Genomic DNA, 22,095 nt, shown 5'->3' with positions numbered 1-22,095 from the left:
GTTATGGTAAAAGGATTGCTATTTGGTATGATAGGGCTGGTTGTTTCGACGACCGCCCTTTCTCAACATTTACCTGCCTATGAATTAGAACGGGAAATGCCGGTCTTTTTAGATCAATTGAAAAAGGAGTTGACATATCCTATGGCTTGGGGGAATAGTCCGGTGAAGAATTTTAAGAAATGGCGTAAGCAGGCACGTGCTACAGTGCTGGATGCTATGCTTGCCCCGCCACCTTATACTACCAAGTATGAAACTGAAATATTGGCAGAAGAACAGCGTGAAGGATATCGGGCGAAGAAATTGTGTTTCAATCTGACTGGGTATTCTCGTGTGAATGCTTATGTATTGATACCTGATGGTGAAGGTCCTTTTCCGGCTGTGGTACTTCTGCACGACCATGGTGGGCATTACACAATTGGTAAAGAGAAAATGATTCGACCTTTTGGAGTAGATAAAGCTGTGCTGGATGATGCAGACGCTTGGGCAGCAAACTGTTATGGTGGGCAATATGCCGGTGATTATTTGGCTGCCCATGGTTATGTGGTTATTTCTGTTGATGCTCTTTATTGGGGTGAACGCGGGCGTAAAGAAGGGGCTGATGGTAGTAAGTATGCCGATAATGCGGGGAATTTTATGATGTTAGGACGTAGTTTGAGTGCGTTTATGAATTATGAAGATATGTATACTACAGACTATCTCGCTACCCTGCCTGAGGTAGACCCCAAGCGTATTGCCTGTATGGGATTCTCTATGGGAGGATATCGTGCCTGGATGCTTTCGGCTCTATCAGATAAAATACAGGTTGGAGCTGCAATCTGTTGGATGACCACCACTGATTGCCAGTTTTCATGGGAATATGGTCGCGAGCGAGGAGGCTTTGCTAATATGTTGCCTGGTATTCGTCGTTATTTGGATTATCCGCATATTGCTTCTATTGCTTGCCCTAAGCCTATGCTTTTTTTGAATGGAGAACATGATAAACTGTTCCCTCCGATAGGAGTCAGAGCTGCCTTTGCGGAGATGCATGAAGTGTGGGAGAGTCGTTCGGCAGGAGATAAATTAGTAACAGAATTATGGGATATGCCGCATGACTGCGGTAAGAAGGTACAGGCAAAGATTTTGGACTTCTTAAATAAGTGGTTATAATTTCTATCACTTAATATTATAGGATTATCAGTCTTGAAACATTAGCTGAAATGATGAGAGTTTATTTCAGCCATTTATCGAAAAATTCCAATGTCTCTTTCTGCATTTCCTTGTTGAAGAAGTGCTTTTCTTCCCATATTTTAGTAACCAGGCGGTCGGATGCTTTCTGACTTTGCCAAACTGTCTGCATGATGTTATATGCATCTTTCACGCCTTCTACCGGGAATAGCTTGTCCTGGCTTCCGTTGAAAAATAAAGTTGGTTTCGGGCACGCAATGCTTGCCGTATGCGGGTAGTCCAGATAGCGGCGTAGGTTGGGGATCAACATGGAATAGGCTGATCCCCCTTTGTTCTGATTGTTGGTTAGTGTCATCAGATACTCAGTAGTGTTCATCCAGCAGATGGATGCGGAGGCTTTTATGCAGTCGGTGATTGCAGCGAGCATCCATGAACGATAGGCTCCCATCGAAAAACCTACGCAACCTACTTTATTCTTATTCACACATGGGAGTGAAGCCAGAAATTCTGCACTTCGTACATCATCTATATGGATGAATGCTCCCCATGAACTCCCCATTTGCAGAAAATTGGAAGCTAATGCCTGTTGTCCGTCATAGCTCACTCCTTCTTTCCGTCCGCGATCTCCCCAGAATAAGGCATCAATGGAAAGTACTACATAACCGTGTTCGGCAAAATAGTCCCCTGTATATTGTCCGTCGTAGCAACGGGATGCCCAGTCGTCTGCATCTGCCATGATTTCAGTACTTACTCCGAATGGACGAACCATTTTTTCTTTACCGATGGAAAAGTGTGCACCATGATCGTGCAACATAACGACTGCCGGGAAAGGACCTTCACCGTCAGGTATTAGCAGATAGGCGGGGATGCGGCACCATTTCGATACATTAAATAGTATTTTTTGAGCTTTATATCCATTGCGTTGTTCGGTAGCGATTACTTCCATGGCATAATCAGCGGGAGCAGGGGGGAAATTCTGCATACAGTCCAATAAGGTTTCCCGTGCCAGGGTACGCCATGTCTCAAATTTACGGACGGGGGAATTGCCCCATGCCATTGGAAAGGTAAGTTGCTGTTTCAGTTGCTCATAGAAGACAGGCATGTTTTTTACAACACCATAGGCGGTGGTGTCAGTTTGTGCAATTATGCCAAGATGTCCGAAGAGAACTATTAGGAAAATGGTTGTAATGCGTTTCATGGTCAGTGGTTGTTAAAAACTAAACAAAGATACATGATTTTTCTATGAAATACGTATCTTTACCGCATAGAATAAGCCTGTTATGATGAAAAAAATCTTATATCTGATAGTTGGGTTGGTGTGTGTATTATCAGTAAAAGCACAACCGGATTGTTTCTTTACCCATTATTCGTCTGAAGACGGACTTTCTCAAAATACAGTAATGAGCATCCTGCAAGATCGCAAAGGGAATATGTGGTTTGCTACTTGGGATGGTATTAATAAGTTTAACGGTTATTCGTTTAAAACATATAAGGCACGTCTTGATAACCGTATTGTGTTGAGCCATAATCGTGTAGATTATATGGTGGAGGATAAGTATGGCTTTCTTTGGTTACAGACTTATGATAATCATGCCTATCGTTTTGATCCACGTACGGAAGCATTTGAGCGTGTTCCGGCTGAAGGTGAAGGGGGCAGTGCAGTCAATGTCACGAAGATAGAAGCCCTTTCGGGTGGCGCGGTTTGGTTGCTGACTGAAACAGAAGGCGCCATTCGCATAGATACGAATCCGGAAGATTATAGTTTAACTTCACAATGGTATTCTGCTCAATCAGGTCAATTCTCTGCCACTCGTGTTTTTGGGGTATATGAAGACCTTTTGGGTAATGAATGGATATTGTCTGATAACGGATTAGGAATGTTGACAGCGGGACAGACTACTCCGACATCTTATTTTGTAGATGCTGCTGAACGGGAAAAGAAAGGAGGACAAGCTTTTTACTCTTGTCTGGAATATAATTCGGAAATCTATTTTGGTTCGGATAACGGACGGGTGTGGTGCTATCAAAAGGAAAATGGACAATTTCAGTTGCAGAATTTGCCTGCATCTTCCCGTATTGTTTCTATCAATAGCGTGGAGGGTAATGAACTGATATTTACTACTGCGAAAGATGGTTTTTTCTCATATCAACCTAAGACGAAAGCGATAGAACATTTTCCGGCTTCCCGCTTTCCAAATGCATCTATTCACTCGGTTTATGTAGATAAGGCGTCCGAGGTCTGGTTTGAACAGCATATTCCGGGTACAGTGGTGCACTTCAATCCGCGTACACGTATCCTGAAACAAGAGAAAGTACCGGTGGAGCCTACCAGTACCGACCGATCACGTCCGGCTTTTCATATTCATGAGGATATTAATGGTGTACTGTGGGTACATCCTTATGGGGGTGGATTTTCATATTTTGATCGGAAAAGCAATAGTTTACATCCATTCTATAATAGTCTGTCAGGAAGTGACTGGCGTTTCTCTAATAAAATTCATGCAGCTTTTTCTGACCGGCAGGGTGATTTGTGGATGTGTACGCATTCTAAAGGACTGGAAAAAGTGACCTTCCGGCCATCCCAGTTTCGTGTAATGACTCCCATGCCACATGATTATGAGTCTTTGAGTAATGAAGTTCGTGCCCTTTGTGAAGATATGGACCAGAATTTATGGGTGGGTCTGAAAGATGGAAAATTACGAGTATATGATAAGAATCGTGTAGATAAAGGTTATTTGACTGAAAATGGTACAGTGTCGCACGGTGGTACACCATTGCGTGGTAATGTATATTTCATTTTGCAGGATAGCAAACAAAATCTTTGGATTGCAACGAAAGGGGATGGTCTGGTGAAAGCCGAGAAGCAAAAAGATGGATCTCACTATAAATTGACTCGTTATCAGCATCAGGAAGAGGATATTTATAGTTTGAGTGACGACAATGTTTACTGTGTGTATGAAGATAGCCACGGACGTATCTGGATAGCTACTTTTGCCGGTGGAATAAACTATATGACACGTGATCAGGGTGGAAAGGTAATTTTTGTGAACCACCGTAATAATCTGAAAGGATATCCCATTGACTATTGCTACAAAGCCCGTTTTATTACAGGAGACCATAAAGGACATATATGGATAGGGACTACCATTGGTGCACTGATGATAGATGCCGACTTCAAGAATCCCGAAGATGTGAAGTTTCATCATTTTCTGCGTGTTCCGGATAATGAACATAGTTTGAGCAATAATGATGTACATTGGATTGCATCGACTCGTGATCAGGAACTTTTCATTGCAACTTTTGGTGGCGGACTGAATAAACTGGTGTCATTGGACGGCAATGGTAATGCTACTTTCAAATCGTATACAGTACAAGATGGACTCCCTTCGGATGTGCTGCTTTCCATACAGGAAGATAAGAACGGTAATTTGTGGTTGAGTTCTGAGAATGGCATAAGCAAATTTATTCCCTCTGAAGAGACGTTTGAAAACTATGCAGATCAAGAGATTTTCTTCCGTGTACGTTTCAGTGAGGCAGCTTCGGAATATACGGCCTCGGGGAATATACTTTTCGGGGCTAATACAGGTATCTTTTACTTTAATCCGGATTCTATTTGTAAAAGTAACTATGTACCGCCGATTGTATTATCCAAATTATTGATAGCCAATGAGGACGTGCAGCCGGGACAAGGTTCGGTTCTGAAACTAGGTTTGGATGATACGAGTGAACTGGTATTATCCCATCGGGAGAATATTTTCACAATTCAGTTCGCTGCACTTGATTATTCTGCACCTTCTGAAATTCAGTATGCTTATATTCTGGAAGGTTTTGAAAAAGCCTGGAATTTTGTTGGTAAGCAGCGTGCTGCCACTTATACCAACTTACCGAAAGGACACTATATTTTTAAAGTTCGTTCGACTAATGGGGATGGGGTGTGGACAGAAAATACGCGCATACTGAATATTGAGATTCTTCCTTCTTTCTGGGAAACTCCATTTGCCTACTTCCTGTATGTGCTGTTCGTTATACTGATTATTGTGACGGCTGTTTATATTCTGTTCACTATTTATCGTCTGAAACATGAAGTATCTGTAGAGCAACAAATGACAGATATGAAGCTGCGCTTTTTTACTGATATCTCCCACGAACTGCGTACTCCGTTGACTTTGATCTCGGGGCCTGTGGAATACGTTCTGGCAAATACGAAACTTCCGGCTGATGCACGTGAGCAATTACAGGTGGTGGAACGGAATACAAATCGGATGTTGAGGCTTATCAATCAGATCTTGGACTTCCGGAAGATACAGAACCGGAAGATGAAGATGCAGGTGCAACGCATAAATGTAGTTGCTTTTACCCGTAAAATCATGGAAAACTTTGAGTCGGTTGCCGAAGAACATCAGATAGACTTCCTGTTTGAAACAGAGAAGGAGGAATTATATTTGTGGGTGGATGTTGATAAGTTTGAGAAAATAGTATTCAATCTGCTTTCTAATGCCTTTAAGTACACTCCAAACGGGAAGATGATTACTGTTTTAGTGCGTGAAGATGAAGAAACGGTTTCCGTAGGTGTGGAAGATCAGGGAATAGGCATTGCGGATAATAAGAAAAAATCCTTGTTTGTCCGTTTTGAGAATTTGGTAGACCGTAACTTGTTTAATCAATCCAGCACAGGCATTGGTTTGTCATTAGTAAAAGAGTTGGTGGAGATGCACAAGGCAGTTATTACTGTTGACAGTAAACTGGGTGAGGGTAGTTGCTTTAAAGTCGATTTTCTGAAAGGAAAAGAGCATTATGATGAAACAGTGGAATTCTTACAGGATGATACTACTGTGGGTATGGGAGTTGCAGAACAAGTGACGGACGTACTTAGCTCCAATGAGTCGAAGGAGGAAACTCTTCCGGATGAGGCCGGAGAAGATACAGATGCTAAAGGGACGATGCTGCTTGTGGAAGATAATTCAGAACTCCGTCTGTTCTTGCGCAGTATCTTTGCTTCCGAATATAGGATTGTGGAAGCGGTAGATGGTATGCAGGGGTGGAGTAAAGCCTTGAAATTCTTACCGGATATTATCATCAGTGATGTGATGATGCCCGAAAAGGATGGTATAGCTATGACTCGTGAATTGCGTGCAGACATGACGACCAGCCATATTCCTATTGTATTGTTGACAGCTAAGACTTCTATTGAGAGCAAACTGGAAGGCTTGGAGTATGGAGCTGATGACTATATTACCAAACCGTTCAGTGCCACTTATCTGAAAGCGCGTGTAAAGAATCTGCTGACTCAACGTCAGAAGCTGCAGGGCATCTATCGCAATAACTTAATGACTGGAACTCTTGCTACTACTTCCGAAGAAGAAACAGTGGAAGAAAAAGGCCCTGAAATGTCTCCTAACGACCGTAAGTTTATGGATAAACTGGTAGATCTGATGGAAAAGAATATGGATAATGGTGAATTGGTGGTAGATGATCTGGTACAAGAGTTGGCTGTCAGCCGTTCTGTATTCTTCAAAAAGCTGAAGACACTGACCGGATTGGCTCCTATTGAGTTTATCAAAGAAATGCGTATTAAACGCGCTGTCCAGCTTATTGAGACGGGAGAGTATTCCATGACTCAGATTGCTTATATGGTGGGCATTAATGATCCGCGTTATTTCAGTAAGTGCTTTAAACAGAAGATGGGAATGACACCTACTGAGTATAGAGATAAGGGGAAAAAATAAACAACAGAGAGGGCGTAAAGCCCCCTCTTCCTTGCAAAGAATGTCTACTTTAAAATCTCCCGATCTTACTCATAGACTCGTTTCTTTGTATGGATAATCTATGAGAATCTCATTTACTTATTTAATATCCCGGATTTTGATCGTCGGAAGTCAAATCGTCATTTGCATCAATAGCTGCTTGTGGGATAGGCCATAATGTTTTTTGACCGATGATTGATGCTGCGTTGCCCTTCAAATGGGGATTATGTAGGTTATTATATTCAATAAGTTTGCCGGTGCGGCGGAGATCCATACGGCGATAACCGTTTCCGTACATTTCACAAGCTGATTCTTTCAGAATAACATCAATATCAATACTTGTTGCGTCAGCAAGACCTGCACGTTTGCGTACAGTATTCAAGCGTTTGAGGGCTGTTCCATCATTGCCTGCCTTGAAATAAGCTTCAGCGGCAACAAAGAAGATTTCCGGCAATGTAATGACATGTAGGTCACGGAAACTTCTTCCGGCACTGTATTGTGCAGTCTTACTGTCGTCGAACTTGCGGCAAGGATGCACTGCCCAACTCTTCTTTTGTGATTCTTCAAAGTCATACTTTGTAATGATACCGTTGGGATATTCTTTGAGATCTTCCATATAGGTTGACATGGGTTCCATTTGGGCTGTCATTTCATTTTGCGGAATAATGAATGTTTCGGCACGGTTTGCCGGATCTTTGGCACGCCATGCGGCAACTGATGCTGCGTCACATTCCCAATATGCAGGATAATATACACCAACCATTTTTCCTTGTGCGGTATTTCCGTTACTATAAAAAGAGAAGTAGTCTCCCAATGGTGATCCGTTTTCTTTAAATCCTTGAGCTGGATCCCATGCCTTTTTCACTAATAATGTTTTCAGGAAAGTTGCATCATAGCGTTTATCACCTTTTTCAAAACATCTCAGTGTATGCATGAGGGGAATGCATAGTGAGGAACCATTCTTCATTCCTTCTTCGGCACCACCGTAGTAATTGGAGTAGAATGATTGCCAGCGGTTACCTGCATTTTGATCGTGGGTACTGTTATAATCGTATTCTATGTCGAAGATAAATTCGGCATCATCGTCACCTGAACTGTCGGCTGCCCATAAATCGGCAAATTCAGTAGTTAATGAGCGCCCATTGATAACCTCGTCGGCATATTTGGCAGCTTCGGTGAAGTAAGATTGGTTATTTAAATCCCATGCAGCAGAAAGATAAGTCTTTGCCAGCAATGCTTTAGCAGCTTCAATACTGGCTTCACCCCCGCCTTTTGTAGCACTGGAACTTGTCAGTCTGTTGTTGGAAATGATACTTTTCAACTCATCTATAATATAAGTATATACTTGTTCAGCTGTTGCACGCGGATAACCTTTGATAGCTGTGCTGGCATACTCTGTGACTAACGGTACACCACCATAATTATTAACCAACAGATAATAGAACAAGGCCTGTACAAAGCGACCTTCGTCAATGGCTTTTTGCTTTACAGCATCGCTGACGTTCGCTGCCGGTGCATAGTATTGGATGGAAAGGCAAGAACGGATACCATCATAACAATCGGTATAAAAAGTCTTAACCTTACCATGTTCTGGTGTAAAGTTTGACCAACGGTGAAGTGCGGCATCAATATCATTACGTCCATCTTGATAGAGGTCGGTACCGGCATTGAAATATACCGGTGCATCTGCACTGTTATATATATCAATCAGTTGGGCGTATGCATCATAAACGAGAGATTGGAACCCTGACGCTGTACTGAAATAGTCGGTATCCGTCACAGAACTCTTATTATCCGGTGTGAGAAAGTCATCGCAACCAGTCAATGTCATGGAACCAATCATGAACATTGCATATAGTAATTTTTTATAAATCTTCATAGCTCTTATAAATTTATATTGTTAGAATTTAATGTTCGCACCAATCTGGTAAGTAACAGACGCAGGTCCGCCGTTTGTCAGGTTTGCGCTGGCCCATTCAGGATCGAAACCTTCATAGTCGGTGAAACAGAAAGGATTGATTACATTTACATAGAGGCGCAGATGTTTTACGGCAATTTTGCTTAGCCATGCTTTCGGGAAAGTGTAACCTAATGTGATATTTTTCACTTTCACAAAGGATGTTTTGTGATAACGCACTGCTGCACTACTGCTGCTGAAGTAACCGCCTCCTGTTTTTTCTGTATTGTTTGGATAAGGATATTTGCCTATGTGTGCTTCTGACAGATAGGTTACATCTCCTGTGTTTTTGTCCAGAACAGGGGTTCCTGCAGGGATGTAATAATCAAAATTCACTTTTTGACGTCCGCGATCACCATAGTTCATATATTGTTCGTGGAAATAACTGCGTGACCATTGTCCTTGTTTCGTGTAGAGCATAAAGGAGAAGTCGAATCCCTTGTAAGTCATAGTAGAGCTTAAACTACCTGTCCACTTAGGATCTGTACAGCCGAAGATTTGTTTATCTTCATCATTAATCTTGCCGTCATTATTCCAATCGTTTACAGCCATCTGACCTTCATACCATTTTAATCCTTGTCCGCCAGGACCAAAGGTATCGTATACTTCTTGAAGGGTATAATGACGGTCTCCATCTTTTGTGCGCATGGTGATACCATCGGTAGTGATGATTCCAGCACTTGTGTAATCGCGCAAAACGTTCAGACGTTCGCCGATGAACCAATTGTTGCTGACATCGTCTCCATTAGGAAGCTCGGTAATTTTACTCCAGTTACGAGCGAATGCAAGATTTACGTCCCATGTGAAATTTTTGTTACGGATAACTCCAAGATTCAATCCTAATTCGATACCGGTATTACGTACAGCACCAATGTTGGTTGTAATAGAACCTTCACCTGTTTCCAAAGGAACAGTGGCCTTCATGATTTGTCCGTCGGATAAACGGCGATAAGTATCTGCAGTTAAGTTAATGCGATTTTGAAGAACAGAGAAGTCAACACCGAAATTGAATTCTTTAATCTTTTCCCAAATTAGGTTTCTGTCAATTAACCCGTTGGCATAATAGCCTTGATATTCCTGTCCGCCAATAACGGAATAATTAGGACCTGAAGCAGAAGATGCAGTAGCATAGTCACCCACATTGTTGTTACCCGTGATACCGTAAGATACACGCAGTTTCAAGTTGTCCAGCCATTCTACGTCTTTCAGGAAATCTTCTTCCGAAGCGCGCCATGCTACAGCAGCAGAGGGGAACCATCCCCAACGATTGTCTTTGGCAAAGCGTGAAGAACCATCGGTACGCATGGTAACGGTAGCCATGTAGCGTTCTTTGTAGGCATAGTTTAAACGGGCAGCTACAGACACCAAAGAGGATTCTGTATAAGTGGATTTAATAGTTTTCGTACCCGAACCTTTCTCCATGGAATGGTATGAGAGTTTATCATCTGAAATATCAGTTACAGTCTGAGTATAGGTTTCCCTATTGCTGGCATACATGGAGAATAATCCCATTGCATTTAATCTATGTTGTCCCCATGTTTTGCTGAAGTCAATTTGGTTGTCCCATGTCCAGTCTAAGCGTTCTGTATTGATTACGGAAGCCTGATTGTGTTTCTGGTTCTGATAATAAGCTGTTCCCAAAGGATACTTTTCGGAAACGCCGGTACCCATAAAGATACCTTGACGGCCATGATAATAATTAGGGGATAGGGTGGTTGTGAATTTCAAACCATCCATAATGTTAAAACGCATATAAACGTTACCGAAGACGTGGAATTTACGAGTTTCATTCTCGTAAGCGTCAAGTTCGAAGTCTACCAACGGAGAAGGTGTAGAAGTTAAGGACATATTGCCTACTTTTGCCGGGATAGCCAGCAAATTACCGTCTTCATCCCACGGTGAAACCACCGGAGCAAACCAGAATGCATTGTTGTAAGGAGAATAAGCATTCGAAGTATCGGTAATCCAGTCGTTCTGCACATCGTGCACTAAGTTGACAGCTATACCTGCTTCTACAACCTTTGACAGTTTGCTGTCGAATGATCCTTTGATATTGATACGATTATAATCATTCTTTTTAAATACATTTTCTTCACCTTGATAACCGATACCTAAACGATAATTTGTTTTTTCAGTTGCACCGCTTGCACTGATAAAGTGGTTTTGTTGAGATGCCGTTCGCAGTACCATGTCCGCCCAATCATAGCCTTCATTGTTTAGCCAGCTATTATATAAAGGAGAACCTTTCCATTCAGTACCATTTTGAAATACGGATTGCAGGTCGCTATCAGTAATCTTGTATGCACCACGTCCTGTTTCGTCGGAACTTCCCGTTGTGTAGCGTGCAAAACGATAGTTCATCCATTCAGTTGCATCCATGAAATCCGGCATGCGTGCTACTTTACGGATGCCGTAGTAGCCGTCATAAGTAATTTCCACTGGTTGGGCCTTATTTTGTCCTGCTCCGGTTCCTTTTGTAGAAATAATAACTACTCCTTCTGAGGCGCGTGAACCATAAATTGCTGTAGAGGAAGCATCTTTCAGAACGTCAATACGTTCAATGTCTTCGGGATTCAGGAAGTCAATAGAAGATACGACCATGCCATCTACTACATAAAGCGGACCGCTTGTATTATTGATGGAGGCTTGACCACGGATTTGAATATTGAAACTACCGTTGGCACGGCTGTTTGACTGAGTAATGTTGACACCTGGTACTGAGCCTTGCAATGCATCTTCTATACGGAGAGCACCGCGTGCAGCCAATTTATCAGCAGATACTGAGGATAAAGAACCTGTCACGTCATTTTTCTTCATAGAACCGTAACCTACAACAACCACCTCGTCGAGTGCCTGTGCATCATCTTTTAAAGTTACTTTAATGTTGTTCTGGTTACCTACCGTAATGACTTGTGTAATATAACCGATAAAAGAAATTTGGAGTTTTGCATTGGGCTGCACCATCAGGCGGAAATTACCGTCAATGTCAGTTATTACTCCGTTGGTAGTACCAACTTCCAATACATTTGCGCCTATCACGGGGTCGCCTGTACTATCTATAATAGTACCTGTAACTTGGCGACCTTGTGCAAGAGCGACTAAACACAACATACTCAATGATAGAGTAGCTAATGCCCTTTTGGCAAGTCTTTTTAAATCCATAATGATGTTTTTTATAGTTATTAAAAAATGAGGTCAACAATGTGCCTTATCTTTCCGTTATCGAACACAAAAGTATAGGTTAACAAAATTAAGCATGGGTAAAAATTTGTTGTTTTATGGGAAATATTGTGTTTTTTGTAGATTTGAAGGCTATAAATAGGGGAAAAGATGATAAAAGAGGCTATCTCAAATTTTATTTTGGGATAGCCTCTTTATTTAAATTTAATTCTGATATTCTGTTTGCGAAGGTATTATTATTTCATGTACCATTTTGGGTCACCACAGTTTGTTTTACCTGCAAAACTTCCATCGATAATGGTAAAGTCATATTGACTGGGATCTTTGAAAAGGTCAGTCTCACCACCGTCATAAGTAATCAAGTCGTTTATTTTGTTACCTGTGATTTTCATGTCATTCGTAATATAACTATTGGTAACTTCTACAGGTTTATCATTAGCACGAATTCCCTTGCCTTCAGCCAGTGTACTACCAAAGATACAATTGGTGATTGTTACTCCCTGTGACGGACCGTTACCATTTTTGTCACAATCCAATAGATAGTCACCGCTACCTAAAAGTTTACTGAATGTACAATCAGACAATATTAAGGACGTAAAGTCTGTGTTTCTACTGTACACTAAACATTTTCCGCTATAGACAATGGTTGTTTTACTGAATTCGATATTTTCAATCTTTCCTTTGCCTTTACTTGCGTCTACATGTATAAGACTGTAAGTTCTTGCATCTGCTCCATATACTATACAGTTTTCAAATTTTACGAGATTGATAATTTTCTCATCAGACCCCTGCAATCTTACTGGAGTGTTTTTGAAGCCATGGATGAAACTATTGCTGAATTCAATAGCCCCAACAGTAGCAGCTTTTGACTGGTTGAAGAGATAATCATTGGTTGTATTATTACCGTCTGCTTTTCTACCGGAACCTGTAATTTCTACATTCTCAAATTTGATGAAGCTGTGAGTTCCTGCAATATCAATACCCTTGACACCAATGATGGCTTGTGTTTCTCCTGGTAAACCGAAGAATGTTACAGACATGCCGTCAGGGATGTTTATATTGTTTTCGTTGTAATAAGAACTTCCGGCAGGCAATGCAATGTTTACAGTCTGGTAGCCTGCTTCAGCCATTGTAGTGAACAGGTCATTGTTCAGGGAATCACCTGCTTGCAAGAAAGCTGTATGGTCAGCATCAGGTACTTTGGCTGTTGTTGTAAAATCTATGACACCGCGTTTTGATTCCTTATTATAAAGAATTGCAGTATAAGATGTAAGAGGGGTCAGACCATCTATAACAATGGTGCCATCTTCCAGATTAGCAGAAGTCAAAATAATACTCTTTACTACAGTTCCGTTAGTGTCTATAATTTCGATGCGGTCAGCAGTGGAATTTGCAGGCCAGTATAGCGTTATCTTGTCATGGCTAACTGAGAATTTCTCAAAGATTTGCTCGGTACGAGTCTTGAATGAGAAATCGCTCATATATCCCCATTTAGATTCCGGAGTATTGGAAGAAAATGCCTTCATACGAATAAAATACTTGCTGTCACTGTATAAACCTTCCAAAGTGTAGGGAGATTTAGTGATAGATTTGTCTTCGCCGTATATAATTGATCCTTTGCCAGTTCCCATAGCTACATCATCGTATAAACTATCCAAACTGATTTCAATAATATAATATTCAGTTCCTGGAGTGGTAGACCATGTGAGTTCAGCATCTGTAGCATTAGCTGATACACTCATTTTGGGTACACTGAACAGTCTGTTATAAGATGAATCAGTAGTCCAGTCGTTTGCATCGTCACAAGATATAGTGGCGAATGCTGTCAGGAGCATGAATGCTCCTGATAAGGCTATATATTTTAGTTTATTTGCTTTCATAACCGTTGTTTTTATGATGTTAGAATCCATAAGAGTTCTGTAACGTTCCATTAGAGTCGGATATTGTAGTGGCTCCGATCGGGAATACGTGTCTGTTGATAACCGGAGTGTTCAAACCTGCACTGATGTATGGCAGATTATCCACAACATTGCTACCGGTTTCTTCGTTCTCAGAGCCCCAGAAGTTTACGCTTTTATAGTCAGTAGTGACTTGTGGCTCTTCGTACCAGCAGATACTTTCGGGATCAATTTCTCCCGGTTTGTCAGCTTTCATTTTATAGTATAACTTTTTAGGGGCTACCTTGATGAGTTCTTTATAAGCAGCTTTAGCCTCTTCTATTTTTTGTGAGAGTAATCCCCAACGTATCAAGTCCCATTTACGGATAGCTTCACCTGCAAATTCCCAGGCACGTTCGTCAACGAGTGCATTGAAAAATTCATCACCACTACTTAAACTATTGACATAGCTGATTGCTTCAGCTTTGTGTGTTTCGGCAAATGCGCGGCTGCGTACTTCTTCAAAAGCTTTTCTTGCGCTTAAGCCACATGTAGGTCCAACAGCATCAGCACCTTGAAGCTCATTCAGTGCTTCTGCATATAGTAATAATACGTCAGAATATCTCATGATAACATTGTTGATACCTGTAGCTACTTTGTCAGCGGATGCTCTTGCTGCATTCAGCCATTTGTCTGTCATCTTGCGGGGATCCCATTTTGCTAAGTATATACCAAATGGAGAATTTCCCTGCATTGTTTCAATAGTATTGCCATTATCTCCTTCTCTGATATCGAAATTGGCAAAAGTTAAATCACGGCGTTGGTCATTTTTATTAAAGCTCCAGAAGAAGGGAGCTGTAACTTTTACTTTACCACTTGAGTTACCTTTTGCTCCGTAGTAAGTTGTTTTTCCGTTGATGCGGACACCGATGGTATATCCCATTTCTCCGGAGAAACTTACGCCATGTGCTACTTCATATAAATTCTCCTGATAAGTCTGATCTAAAGTTAGCTGGTTCAGTAGATACCATTCGTTTTCATAAGAAGGGTTAAGCTTGTGATAACCGCTGGCAATAATGGCATCTAAGTGTTTCACAGCAAGAGTATAGAGCTCTCTACGTTTTTCTGTGCCCGGACGTTGTGTTGGATAAGTTGCATCGCAATCAGGCATATTTTCATAACCGGATTTAGAACTTTCGCGGATAGAATATCCGGCGTATGTCATGGCGATGCGGGCTAACAAGCCATGGGCAAATCCTTTAGTCATTTTCTCTGTAGTATAGCCGGAAGTTCCTGCCCAAGGCAGATATCCGATTGCTTCTTCCAGATCCGTAATTAGGCGTTCCATGATAACATCACGGTCTGTTTTGCCTAAATAGATGTTAGAGCCGTCGGTATTGGTGGTTTCAAACTTCATAGGTACATCTCCGTAAGTACGGATTAAATCCAGATAAAGCATGGCACGCAATGTCAGTGCTTCTCCTTTGAACATCAACATCTTGCTTCTGGAAGCATTGCCTTCGGCAATCAGTGCACTACCTTCTATACCTTCAACTACAATGTTGGCATTTTCAATGGCTTCGTACATACCTTTCCAGTTATTATTGAGTTTTGACCAACTCAACTGCGGATTGTAGTTGCATGTACCTCGTTCATTATTAGAATTAGAGTTGGTTGCACCCAATCCGTCTACCAATTCAATATCTGAGTTCATTCCGAAATGGATAGGTACTGACTGTACATAGGTTTCATCTTTGGTGAGACCGGCATATACCTTATTTAAGGCTTGTTGGGTGTAGGTGGTTGAATTGAATACAGCATCTCCGGTCATTTCAGAAGGAGAGGTTTGATCTAGGAAGTCGGAACAAGAAGTGAGAATTATCGCACCTATTCCTACTATTGCAAATGATTTAAATATTTTTTTCATAATTCTTCTCTGTCTTTAAAATTAGAATGTAACATTGATACCTCCTACGAATGAACGGCTCTTAGGATATGCAGCATAATCGATACCCGGGGTCATAGGGGTGCTTGTACAACAATCTACTTCAGGATCGGTGCCTGAGTACTTGGTAAAGCAATGTAGATTGTATCCTGTAACATAAATACGGATATTTTGTATATTCAGTTTGCTTACAAACAGTTTAGGTAATGTATAACCGATTGTAATGTTATTGACGCGCAGGAAAGAACCATCTTCTACAGCCCAGTCAACGAGTGGCATAACCGTAGCGGCAGCAGGATTCCAAATGCTTGATCCTGTATTTACTTCGTTCAGACGGTTGATAGTCCATGCTTCACCATTTGCTTTGATAGAAGCGCTGCTCAGCAAGTTGGTACCTGTTGAAGGATCAATCCAGGAATAGCGATTGGCTGAAGTAAAATGATCATTGATATTCCAGTTCTTGGATGAACCACTATAAAAACTTGATCCCAGTTTGGTTGCATTCACAATCTTGTTTCCGAGTGAGTAGTTAAAGAAAGCTGTAAAGTCAAAACCTTTCCAACGGGCATTCAGACCAAAACCTCCGGATACGGTAGGTACGGTATTTCCTAAACGTTCTTTCTTATATTCACCATCCTCATTCGCTTTCAGCTTAATGGAACCGGGATATACTTTGCCACCAATAAGAGAGCTACAGTCGTTAACTCCTGCTTTCAGGGCGTAGGTTCCTTTTTCTGCGTCGAAGGTAAAATCATCAGCGGTATAGAAACCATCTGTCTTGTAACCGTATACTTCGCCTAAACGTCCGCCTTCTTCCACTAAGAAGTCCTCGATACCTGCTGCGGCTGTTCCTGCCCAGCTACTGCTTTGCCAGAATGAACTGCCATTTAATTTGTCAATCTTGCCGCGGTTGTATGAGATGTTGAAATTGAAATTCAAGCCGAAATCTTTGGCATCCACTAATACAGCATCCAATTGGAGTTCTACACCTTTGTTAGATGTCTGACCCATGTTCTTGTATTGGTAAGAATAACCGGAACTGGAAGCAATAGTCGTTTTCATCAACAAGTCTTTCGTTGTATTCCAATATACATCAATAGCACCGGACAGGCGATTATTGAAGAAGCCAAAGTCAATACCAGCATTGCGTGAGACGGTTGTTTCCCACTTTAATCCGGGATTGGAGAGTACATTACCGTGTTTCAATACGACTGCTGTTGTTTCATCAAAATAGATACCTTTTTCGGAAGTTCCGGCAACCGAATAAGTGGTGTACATAGAACCACTTGGGATACGATTGTTACCTGCTGTACCATAACTTACGCGAACCTTCAGATTGGATAACCATTCTTTGGCATTATTCATGAAAGCCTCATCGTAGATGCGCCATGCGATAGCTCCTGAGGGGAAATAGCCCCATTGGCTGCCTTTGGCAAATTTACTGGAACCATCGGCACGCATTGTGAATGTGAACAAATATTTATCCATCAGTGTGTAGTTGGCACGTCCGAAGAATGAAAGCAAGTTATCTTTAATGCCAATATAAGTGCTGGTAGGGAGCGCTGTTCCGTTACCGAGAGCAGCAAGAATTTCTTTAGTTGTTGCATCTTTACTGAAATCTACGGAGGTTACATATTTTTTTGTATCCTGAGAAGTAGAGACTTCATGTCCGATCATGACATTGAGCCGGTCACGTCCATTAAATAACTTCTTGTTTTCGTATGTCAATGTATTGGCATTTCTCCAGTTTTTATTGTCTGAATTTGTCAGATATGCTTGTGGAAGACCACCATGACCGAATTTGGAGTTTGCTGTCGCTTTATATCCCCATACTTGGTCTGTATCATCAAATTTCCAGCCATATCCGAATTCACTTCTGAACTTTAATCCTTTCAACGGTTCCCAGTTTATACCTACGTTGTAGTCCTGACGGAATCTTCTTTGCTGTTTATAGGTTGCATCTACGCGCTCCAATGGGGTGTAACGCGCATTCGTACTGTTTTCATCATCCTCGGAATCTTCATTTAATGCCTTTACCGGTGCATGAGTGATGGCACGGGCTACTAATGAGTATGCTTTACTGCTTTCATTATCGGCACCCCCGCTCAGACCGTCTATTTTCTGTTGTATCAGACGGGCATTGAAATCAAGGCTTAACCATTTGTTGATTTCCGTATTGATTTTAGCATTGATGTTGTTTTTGGAGTATCCGGAGCCTCTCATGATACTCTTTTCATCATTACGTGCGTAGCTGATGTTGAATTTGGTAGATTTAGTACCGCCGCTTACGCTGATGTTGTATTGCTGTTGATTACCTGTACGACCAAATAATTGATCTTGCCAATTTGAACCTTCTTTGGATTTGTAGATTTCCAGATCTTTATATGCACCGTAAGATGTACCTGACTGATCCAATTCGTATTGATAAAGGCTGAATTCATACGGGTCCAATACACCTACTTGTTTGATTACGTTGCGGAAGCCATAAGATGCACCGAAGTTAACTTGTGTTTTTCCTTCTGCACCGGATTTAGTAGTTATAATAATAACACCGTTGGCACCACGTGCACCGTAGATTGCTGTGGAAGAAGCATCTTTTAGTACGTCTACAGATTGGATATCTGTGGGAGCAATATCACTGATACTGGACACCGGAAAACCATCTACGATATAAAGAGGCGAGTTATCTTGTGAAAGAGAACCACCACCGCGTACACGGATTTTGATATCTGCATCAGGTGAACCTTCAGTTGTTGTAATCTGAACACCGGCCATCTTACCTTGTAATGCTTCTGATGCGCTTGATACAGGTATAGATTCCAATTGTTTGGCACTGACAGAGGCGACCGATCCGGTCAAGTCTTTCTTTTGTACTGTACCATAGCCGATAACCACAACCTCTTCCAAAGCTTGTGCATCATCTTCCATAACAATGTCAACTTTAGTTTTACCTTTTAAGGCTATTTCCTGAGATTTCATTCCCACATAAGAAAATACTAATGTGGCATTGGCGGGAACATTAAGGGAAAAATTACCATCAATATCGGTAATAGTACCATTACCGGCATTTCCTTTCTCTACTACGGAAGCACCGATAACGGTTTCTCCCGTCTTGTCTGTCACAGTACCTGTTACGGCTACATTTTGCGCTGATACGCTAAGCGATATCACGGCTACTAAAAAGAATAGTAACGCGGCGCGCATGTTTTTCATCTTGTTAGACATTCTTTGCATGTTATTAATTTAGTATGATTTTTTTCGTTAGTGTGTTCGTGCACACTGTTAATTCTTTGCTGCAAATGTATAGGGATGTAAAAAGATAAATGTGTAATATCTGTTTTTAGGGTAGTATTTTTTGTTATTTGCTGTCTAATATGCTTTTGTGAATAACCTATATGATGTTATATAACAGAAAAGAGGGGAATTTATTGTTCCCCTCTTGACACTTTAACATATGAACGGCTCACTTAAGTCGTTGTCTCTATGTTTTTAATAACTATTTATTTTGTTGCTCTTTTGATGTTAGGATGTACTCTTTGCCTGCACTTGTTTCAATATCATAGACGTAAGTCTGTGCATATTCCGGTATGCAAATTGGAGCATTAGCGGCAATTAATGGCTTGCGGATGCCCTGTGGTTGCAAAAGCGGGTTGTCGGACACTTTTTGCGTAGTTGGGCTCAATTTTTTCCCATTCAAATACAAGGGAGTCTGAGTGCGGATACGGAGTGTACCACCAATATTGGAGGCTATAACGGCGGTTTGTAACTTACCGTTTTCCCACTTCATTTCATTCACAGTAAATCCACCACGGCAACGGATACCTTTCAGAGTTCCTTCTTTCCATACGTCGGGCAAAGCAGGAAGAAGATGGATGGCACCGTCATGGCTCTGAACTAACATTTCGGCAATACCGGCAGCACAGCCAAAGTTACCATCAATTTGGAAAGGCGGGTGGGCATCGAACAGGTTTGGATAGGTGCCTCCATTTTGCCCCTTTTCGTCAGTGGTGGGGTGAAGTTGGTCTGTAATCAGTTTATAAGCATGGTTACCATCCAGCAGACGAGCCCATAAGCAAACTTTCCATCCCATCGACCAGCCCGTAGAATGGTCACCACGTCCAATCAAAGACTTCTTGGCAGCTTCAAACAGGACAGGGGAATGGTAGGCGCTGATCTGGCGTCCTGGATACAGTCCCCAGAGGTGAGAAATATGACGGTGACGATCTTTGGGGTTATCCCAGTCGTGCATCCACTCCTGTAACTGCCCCCAACGGCCTACTTGCATCGGTGCTAAATTGTTGACAACAGTTTGCAGGCTGTCGGTGAAAGCGGTTGTTTCGTTCATTAGTTTGGCTGCGGAAATGGTGTTGTAGAAAAGATCGTAAACCATTTGGTTGTCCATAGTGGTGCCGGCAACAACGACAAATGTGCGTTGTCCATTTACTGCAGGACTATTTTCAGGAGAATAGGAGGGAGCAACTACTAACCAATTGTTCTCCGGTTCACGTACCAAAAAGTCGAGATAGAACTCACAGGCACCACGCATCAAAGGATATGCTTCGGAGAGGTAGTTCTTATCACCGGAGAATAGATACCGATCCCAAAGATGCTGGCAGAACCAGGCATTGCAGGTAGGCCATACGCCATAACTGGATCCATCGACAGCACCTGTACTACGCCAAATGTCTGTGTTGTGATGTAATGTCCAGCCGCGACAGCCGTACATGGCTGCGCTTTCACGTCCTTGTATGGCTACTTCTTTCACTAATTGCAGGAAAGGTTCGTGCATTTCGGGCAGAGAAGTGCTTTCGGCTGGCCAATAGTTCATTTCAACGTTGATGTCAGTGGTATACTTGCCATCCCAAGGAGCACGCAGTTGGTAGTTCCAGATACCTTGCAGATTGGCAGCCTGTCCACCCGGTTGAGAACTGCATATTAAGAGGTAACGTCCGAATTGGAAGTACAAGACAGCCATCTGTGGGTCGAAACTACTACTGAACTCTTTTACACGTACATCCGTCGGCTTATTGATCTGAGCATTACTTCCCAAATTCAGAGATACACGGTTGAAGTATTTCTGATATGCATTGATATGTGAAGCCTTACTCTTTGGGTAGTTCTTATTAACCAGTTTCAGGTACTGTTGTGCGCTATTGAGGGCATCACCCGAAACGTCTTTATAATTCACGAAGTTGGTTCCGATGGAAACATACAGTATAACACTGTTTGCGTCCTTTACCTGTAGAGTGCTGTCTGATAGTATTTCCAACTTTCCACCATTATTTTCTATACGGGTAAGTGCGGTAAATTCTACTTTTCCTTCAATACCTTCATGGTCGTTGGCTTTTCCATTCAATTGCAATTCCTTGCGGGGGGAGATGCAACGTATCACGCTACTTTTATAAGGAGTACTATATTTGGCTGTGAATGAGATGCTTTTCTTTTGTGAAGCCGTCAGCCGGATCACTAATACCTGATCGGGGAAGGAGGTGTAGGCTTCTCGAGTATAAGTCACACCATTGGCTGTGAAGCGAGTGGTAGCAATTGCCTTTTCTATATCCAGATCGCGGTAATAGTCATTGTATTCATTGATACCGTCGAAGTCCAGATGCAGTGATCCTACGGTCTGATAAGGCATTCCATTGGCTGATTGCGAGCAAATGGTAGGGCCGCAAAGCTCCTGTGCTTCTTTGTTCTTACCTTCGAAGATGAGCTGGCGGATACGAGGCAGGGCATCTTTGGCTTTGGGGTTGGTATTGTTGTGGGGAGAACCGCCCCATACGGTTTCTTCGTTCAACTGGAACTGTTCGTGTACCGGGTCGCCGAAAACCATGGTGCCTATACGTCCGTTACCTAATGGCAGAGCTTCCACCCATTGCGTGGCGGGTTTGTCGTACCATAATTTGAGGGTTTGATCTTCCTGTTGTGCTTGTAGATTAGTTCCAGCACAAACAACTGTGAAGCATGCTAATAACCATTTCTTTATCATTGTTTTTCATTTTTGGTATTTCGATTGCAATGTTAGGCAGTTTAAGGCATTCTGAGGGGTAATAATTGGCTAAAAAGGAGTAAAAATGACGCAATACCGAAAAGAAAGGAATCAAATGATAATTTATCGTCTGCAGGCTGAAAGCCTGACATTATATAGCGTAGGGCATCGCCCTACGTATTGATTACGCTCTCTATCTTAAGCCCTGAAAGGGCGCAATAAAGGTGTTATACTCGGTT

The 22,095-nt window shown here is 41.9% G+C and carries 9 protein-coding genes; 2 read left to right on the top strand and 7 right to left on the bottom strand.

What is annotated here, in order from left to right; translation table 11 throughout:
- Positions 1-3: 3 nt before the first annotated feature.
- Entirely contained in the window at positions 4-1,146 is a 1,143-nt protein-coding gene (locus BACINT_RS20745) for a dienelactone hydrolase family protein (RefSeq protein ID WP_007666911.1), read from the top strand.
- Positions 1,147-1,207: 61 nt separating this feature from the next.
- Here the strand turns inward: BACINT_RS20745 and BACINT_RS20740 are convergent, their stop codons facing one another.
- Positions 1,208-2,362, bottom strand: coding sequence for a dienelactone hydrolase family protein (locus BACINT_RS20740; RefSeq protein WP_007666909.1), 1,155 nt, complete (start codon positions 2,360-2,362; stop codon positions 1,208-1,210).
- 85 nt (positions 2,363-2,447) lie between these two features.
- Here BACINT_RS20740 and BACINT_RS20735 point away from each other — a divergent pair, with 85 nt between their 5' ends.
- A complete protein-coding gene (locus BACINT_RS20735; RefSeq protein WP_044155403.1) occupies positions 2,448-6,890 on the top strand; it encodes a hybrid sensor histidine kinase/response regulator transcription factor in 4,443 nt (1,480 codons plus the stop codon).
- 121 nt (positions 6,891-7,011) lie between these two features.
- Here BACINT_RS20735 and BACINT_RS20730 read toward each other — a convergent pair whose 3' ends face one another.
- The 6 genes from BACINT_RS20730 to BACINT_RS20705 form a co-directional block, all read right to left on the bottom strand.
- The gene (locus tag BACINT_RS20730) at positions 7,012-8,787 is read right to left on the bottom strand and encodes a RagB/SusD family nutrient uptake outer membrane protein (RefSeq protein WP_007666905.1); all 1,776 of its coding nucleotides are present in this window, start codon (positions 8,785-8,787) and stop codon (positions 7,012-7,014) included.
- A gap of 21 nt (positions 8,788-8,808) precedes the next feature.
- Entirely contained in the window at positions 8,809-12,027 is a 3,219-nt protein-coding gene (locus BACINT_RS20725; protein WP_007666902.1) for a SusC/RagA family TonB-linked outer membrane protein, read from the bottom strand.
- Positions 12,028-12,281: 254 nt separating this feature from the next.
- Entirely contained in the window at positions 12,282-13,925 is a 1,644-nt protein-coding gene (locus BACINT_RS20720) for a DUF5123 domain-containing protein (protein WP_021968066.1), read from the bottom strand.
- A gap of 19 nt (positions 13,926-13,944) precedes the next feature.
- Entirely contained in the window at positions 13,945-15,849 is a 1,905-nt protein-coding gene (locus tag BACINT_RS20715) for a RagB/SusD family nutrient uptake outer membrane protein (RefSeq protein WP_007666894.1), read from the bottom strand.
- 21 nt (positions 15,850-15,870) lie between these two features.
- Positions 15,871-19,092 carry a SusC/RagA family TonB-linked outer membrane protein gene (locus BACINT_RS20710; RefSeq protein WP_021968065.1) on the bottom strand — a complete coding sequence of 1,074 codons (3,222 nt, stop codon included), beginning with the start codon at positions 19,090-19,092 and terminating at the stop codon, positions 15,871-15,873.
- Positions 19,093-19,363: 271 nt separating this feature from the next.
- On the bottom strand, positions 19,364-21,856 hold the full coding sequence (locus BACINT_RS20705; protein WP_007666890.1) for a glycoside hydrolase family 95 protein: 2,493 nt from the start codon (positions 21,854-21,856) through the stop codon (positions 19,364-19,366).
- Between the last annotated feature and the right edge of the window lie 239 nt (positions 21,857-22,095).

It is taken from the genome of Bacteroides intestinalis DSM 17393, from assembly GCF_000172175.1.
GTDB classification, from domain to species: domain Bacteria; phylum Bacteroidota; class Bacteroidia; order Bacteroidales; family Bacteroidaceae; genus Bacteroides; species Bacteroides intestinalis.
This window is presented reverse-complemented; position numbering and strand designations above follow the sequence as displayed.

What these genes read in the sequence shown, in the direction of transcription:
- BACINT_RS20735 (WP_044155403.1), top strand. Translation starts at nt 2,448, where the DNA reads ATGAAAAAAATCTTATATCTGATAGTTGGGTTGGTGTGTGTATTATCA.
- BACINT_RS20710 (WP_021968065.1), bottom strand. Translation starts at nt 19,092, where the DNA reads ATGTCTAACAAGATGAAAAACATGCGCGCCGCGTTACTATTCTTTTTA.
- BACINT_RS20740 (WP_007666909.1), bottom strand. Translation starts at nt 2,362, where the DNA reads ATGAAACGCATTACAACCATTTTCCTAATAGTTCTCTTCGGACATCTT.
- BACINT_RS20705 (WP_007666890.1), bottom strand. Translation starts at nt 21,856, where the DNA reads ATGATAAAGAAATGGTTATTAGCATGCTTCACAGTTGTTTGTGCTGGA.
- BACINT_RS20730 (WP_007666905.1), bottom strand. Translation starts at nt 8,787, where the DNA reads ATGAAGATTTATAAAAAATTACTATATGCAATGTTCATGATTGGTTCC.
- BACINT_RS20745 (WP_007666911.1), top strand. Translation starts at nt 4, where the DNA reads ATGGTAAAAGGATTGCTATTTGGTATGATAGGGCTGGTTGTTTCGACG.
- BACINT_RS20725 (WP_007666902.1), bottom strand. Translation starts at nt 12,027, where the DNA reads ATGGATTTAAAAAGACTTGCCAAAAGGGCATTAGCTACTCTATCATTG.
- BACINT_RS20720 (WP_021968066.1), bottom strand. Translation starts at nt 13,925, where the DNA reads ATGAAAGCAAATAAACTAAAATATATAGCCTTATCAGGAGCATTCATG.
- BACINT_RS20715 (WP_007666894.1), bottom strand. Translation starts at nt 15,849, where the DNA reads ATGAAAAAAATATTTAAATCATTTGCAATAGTAGGAATAGGTGCGATA.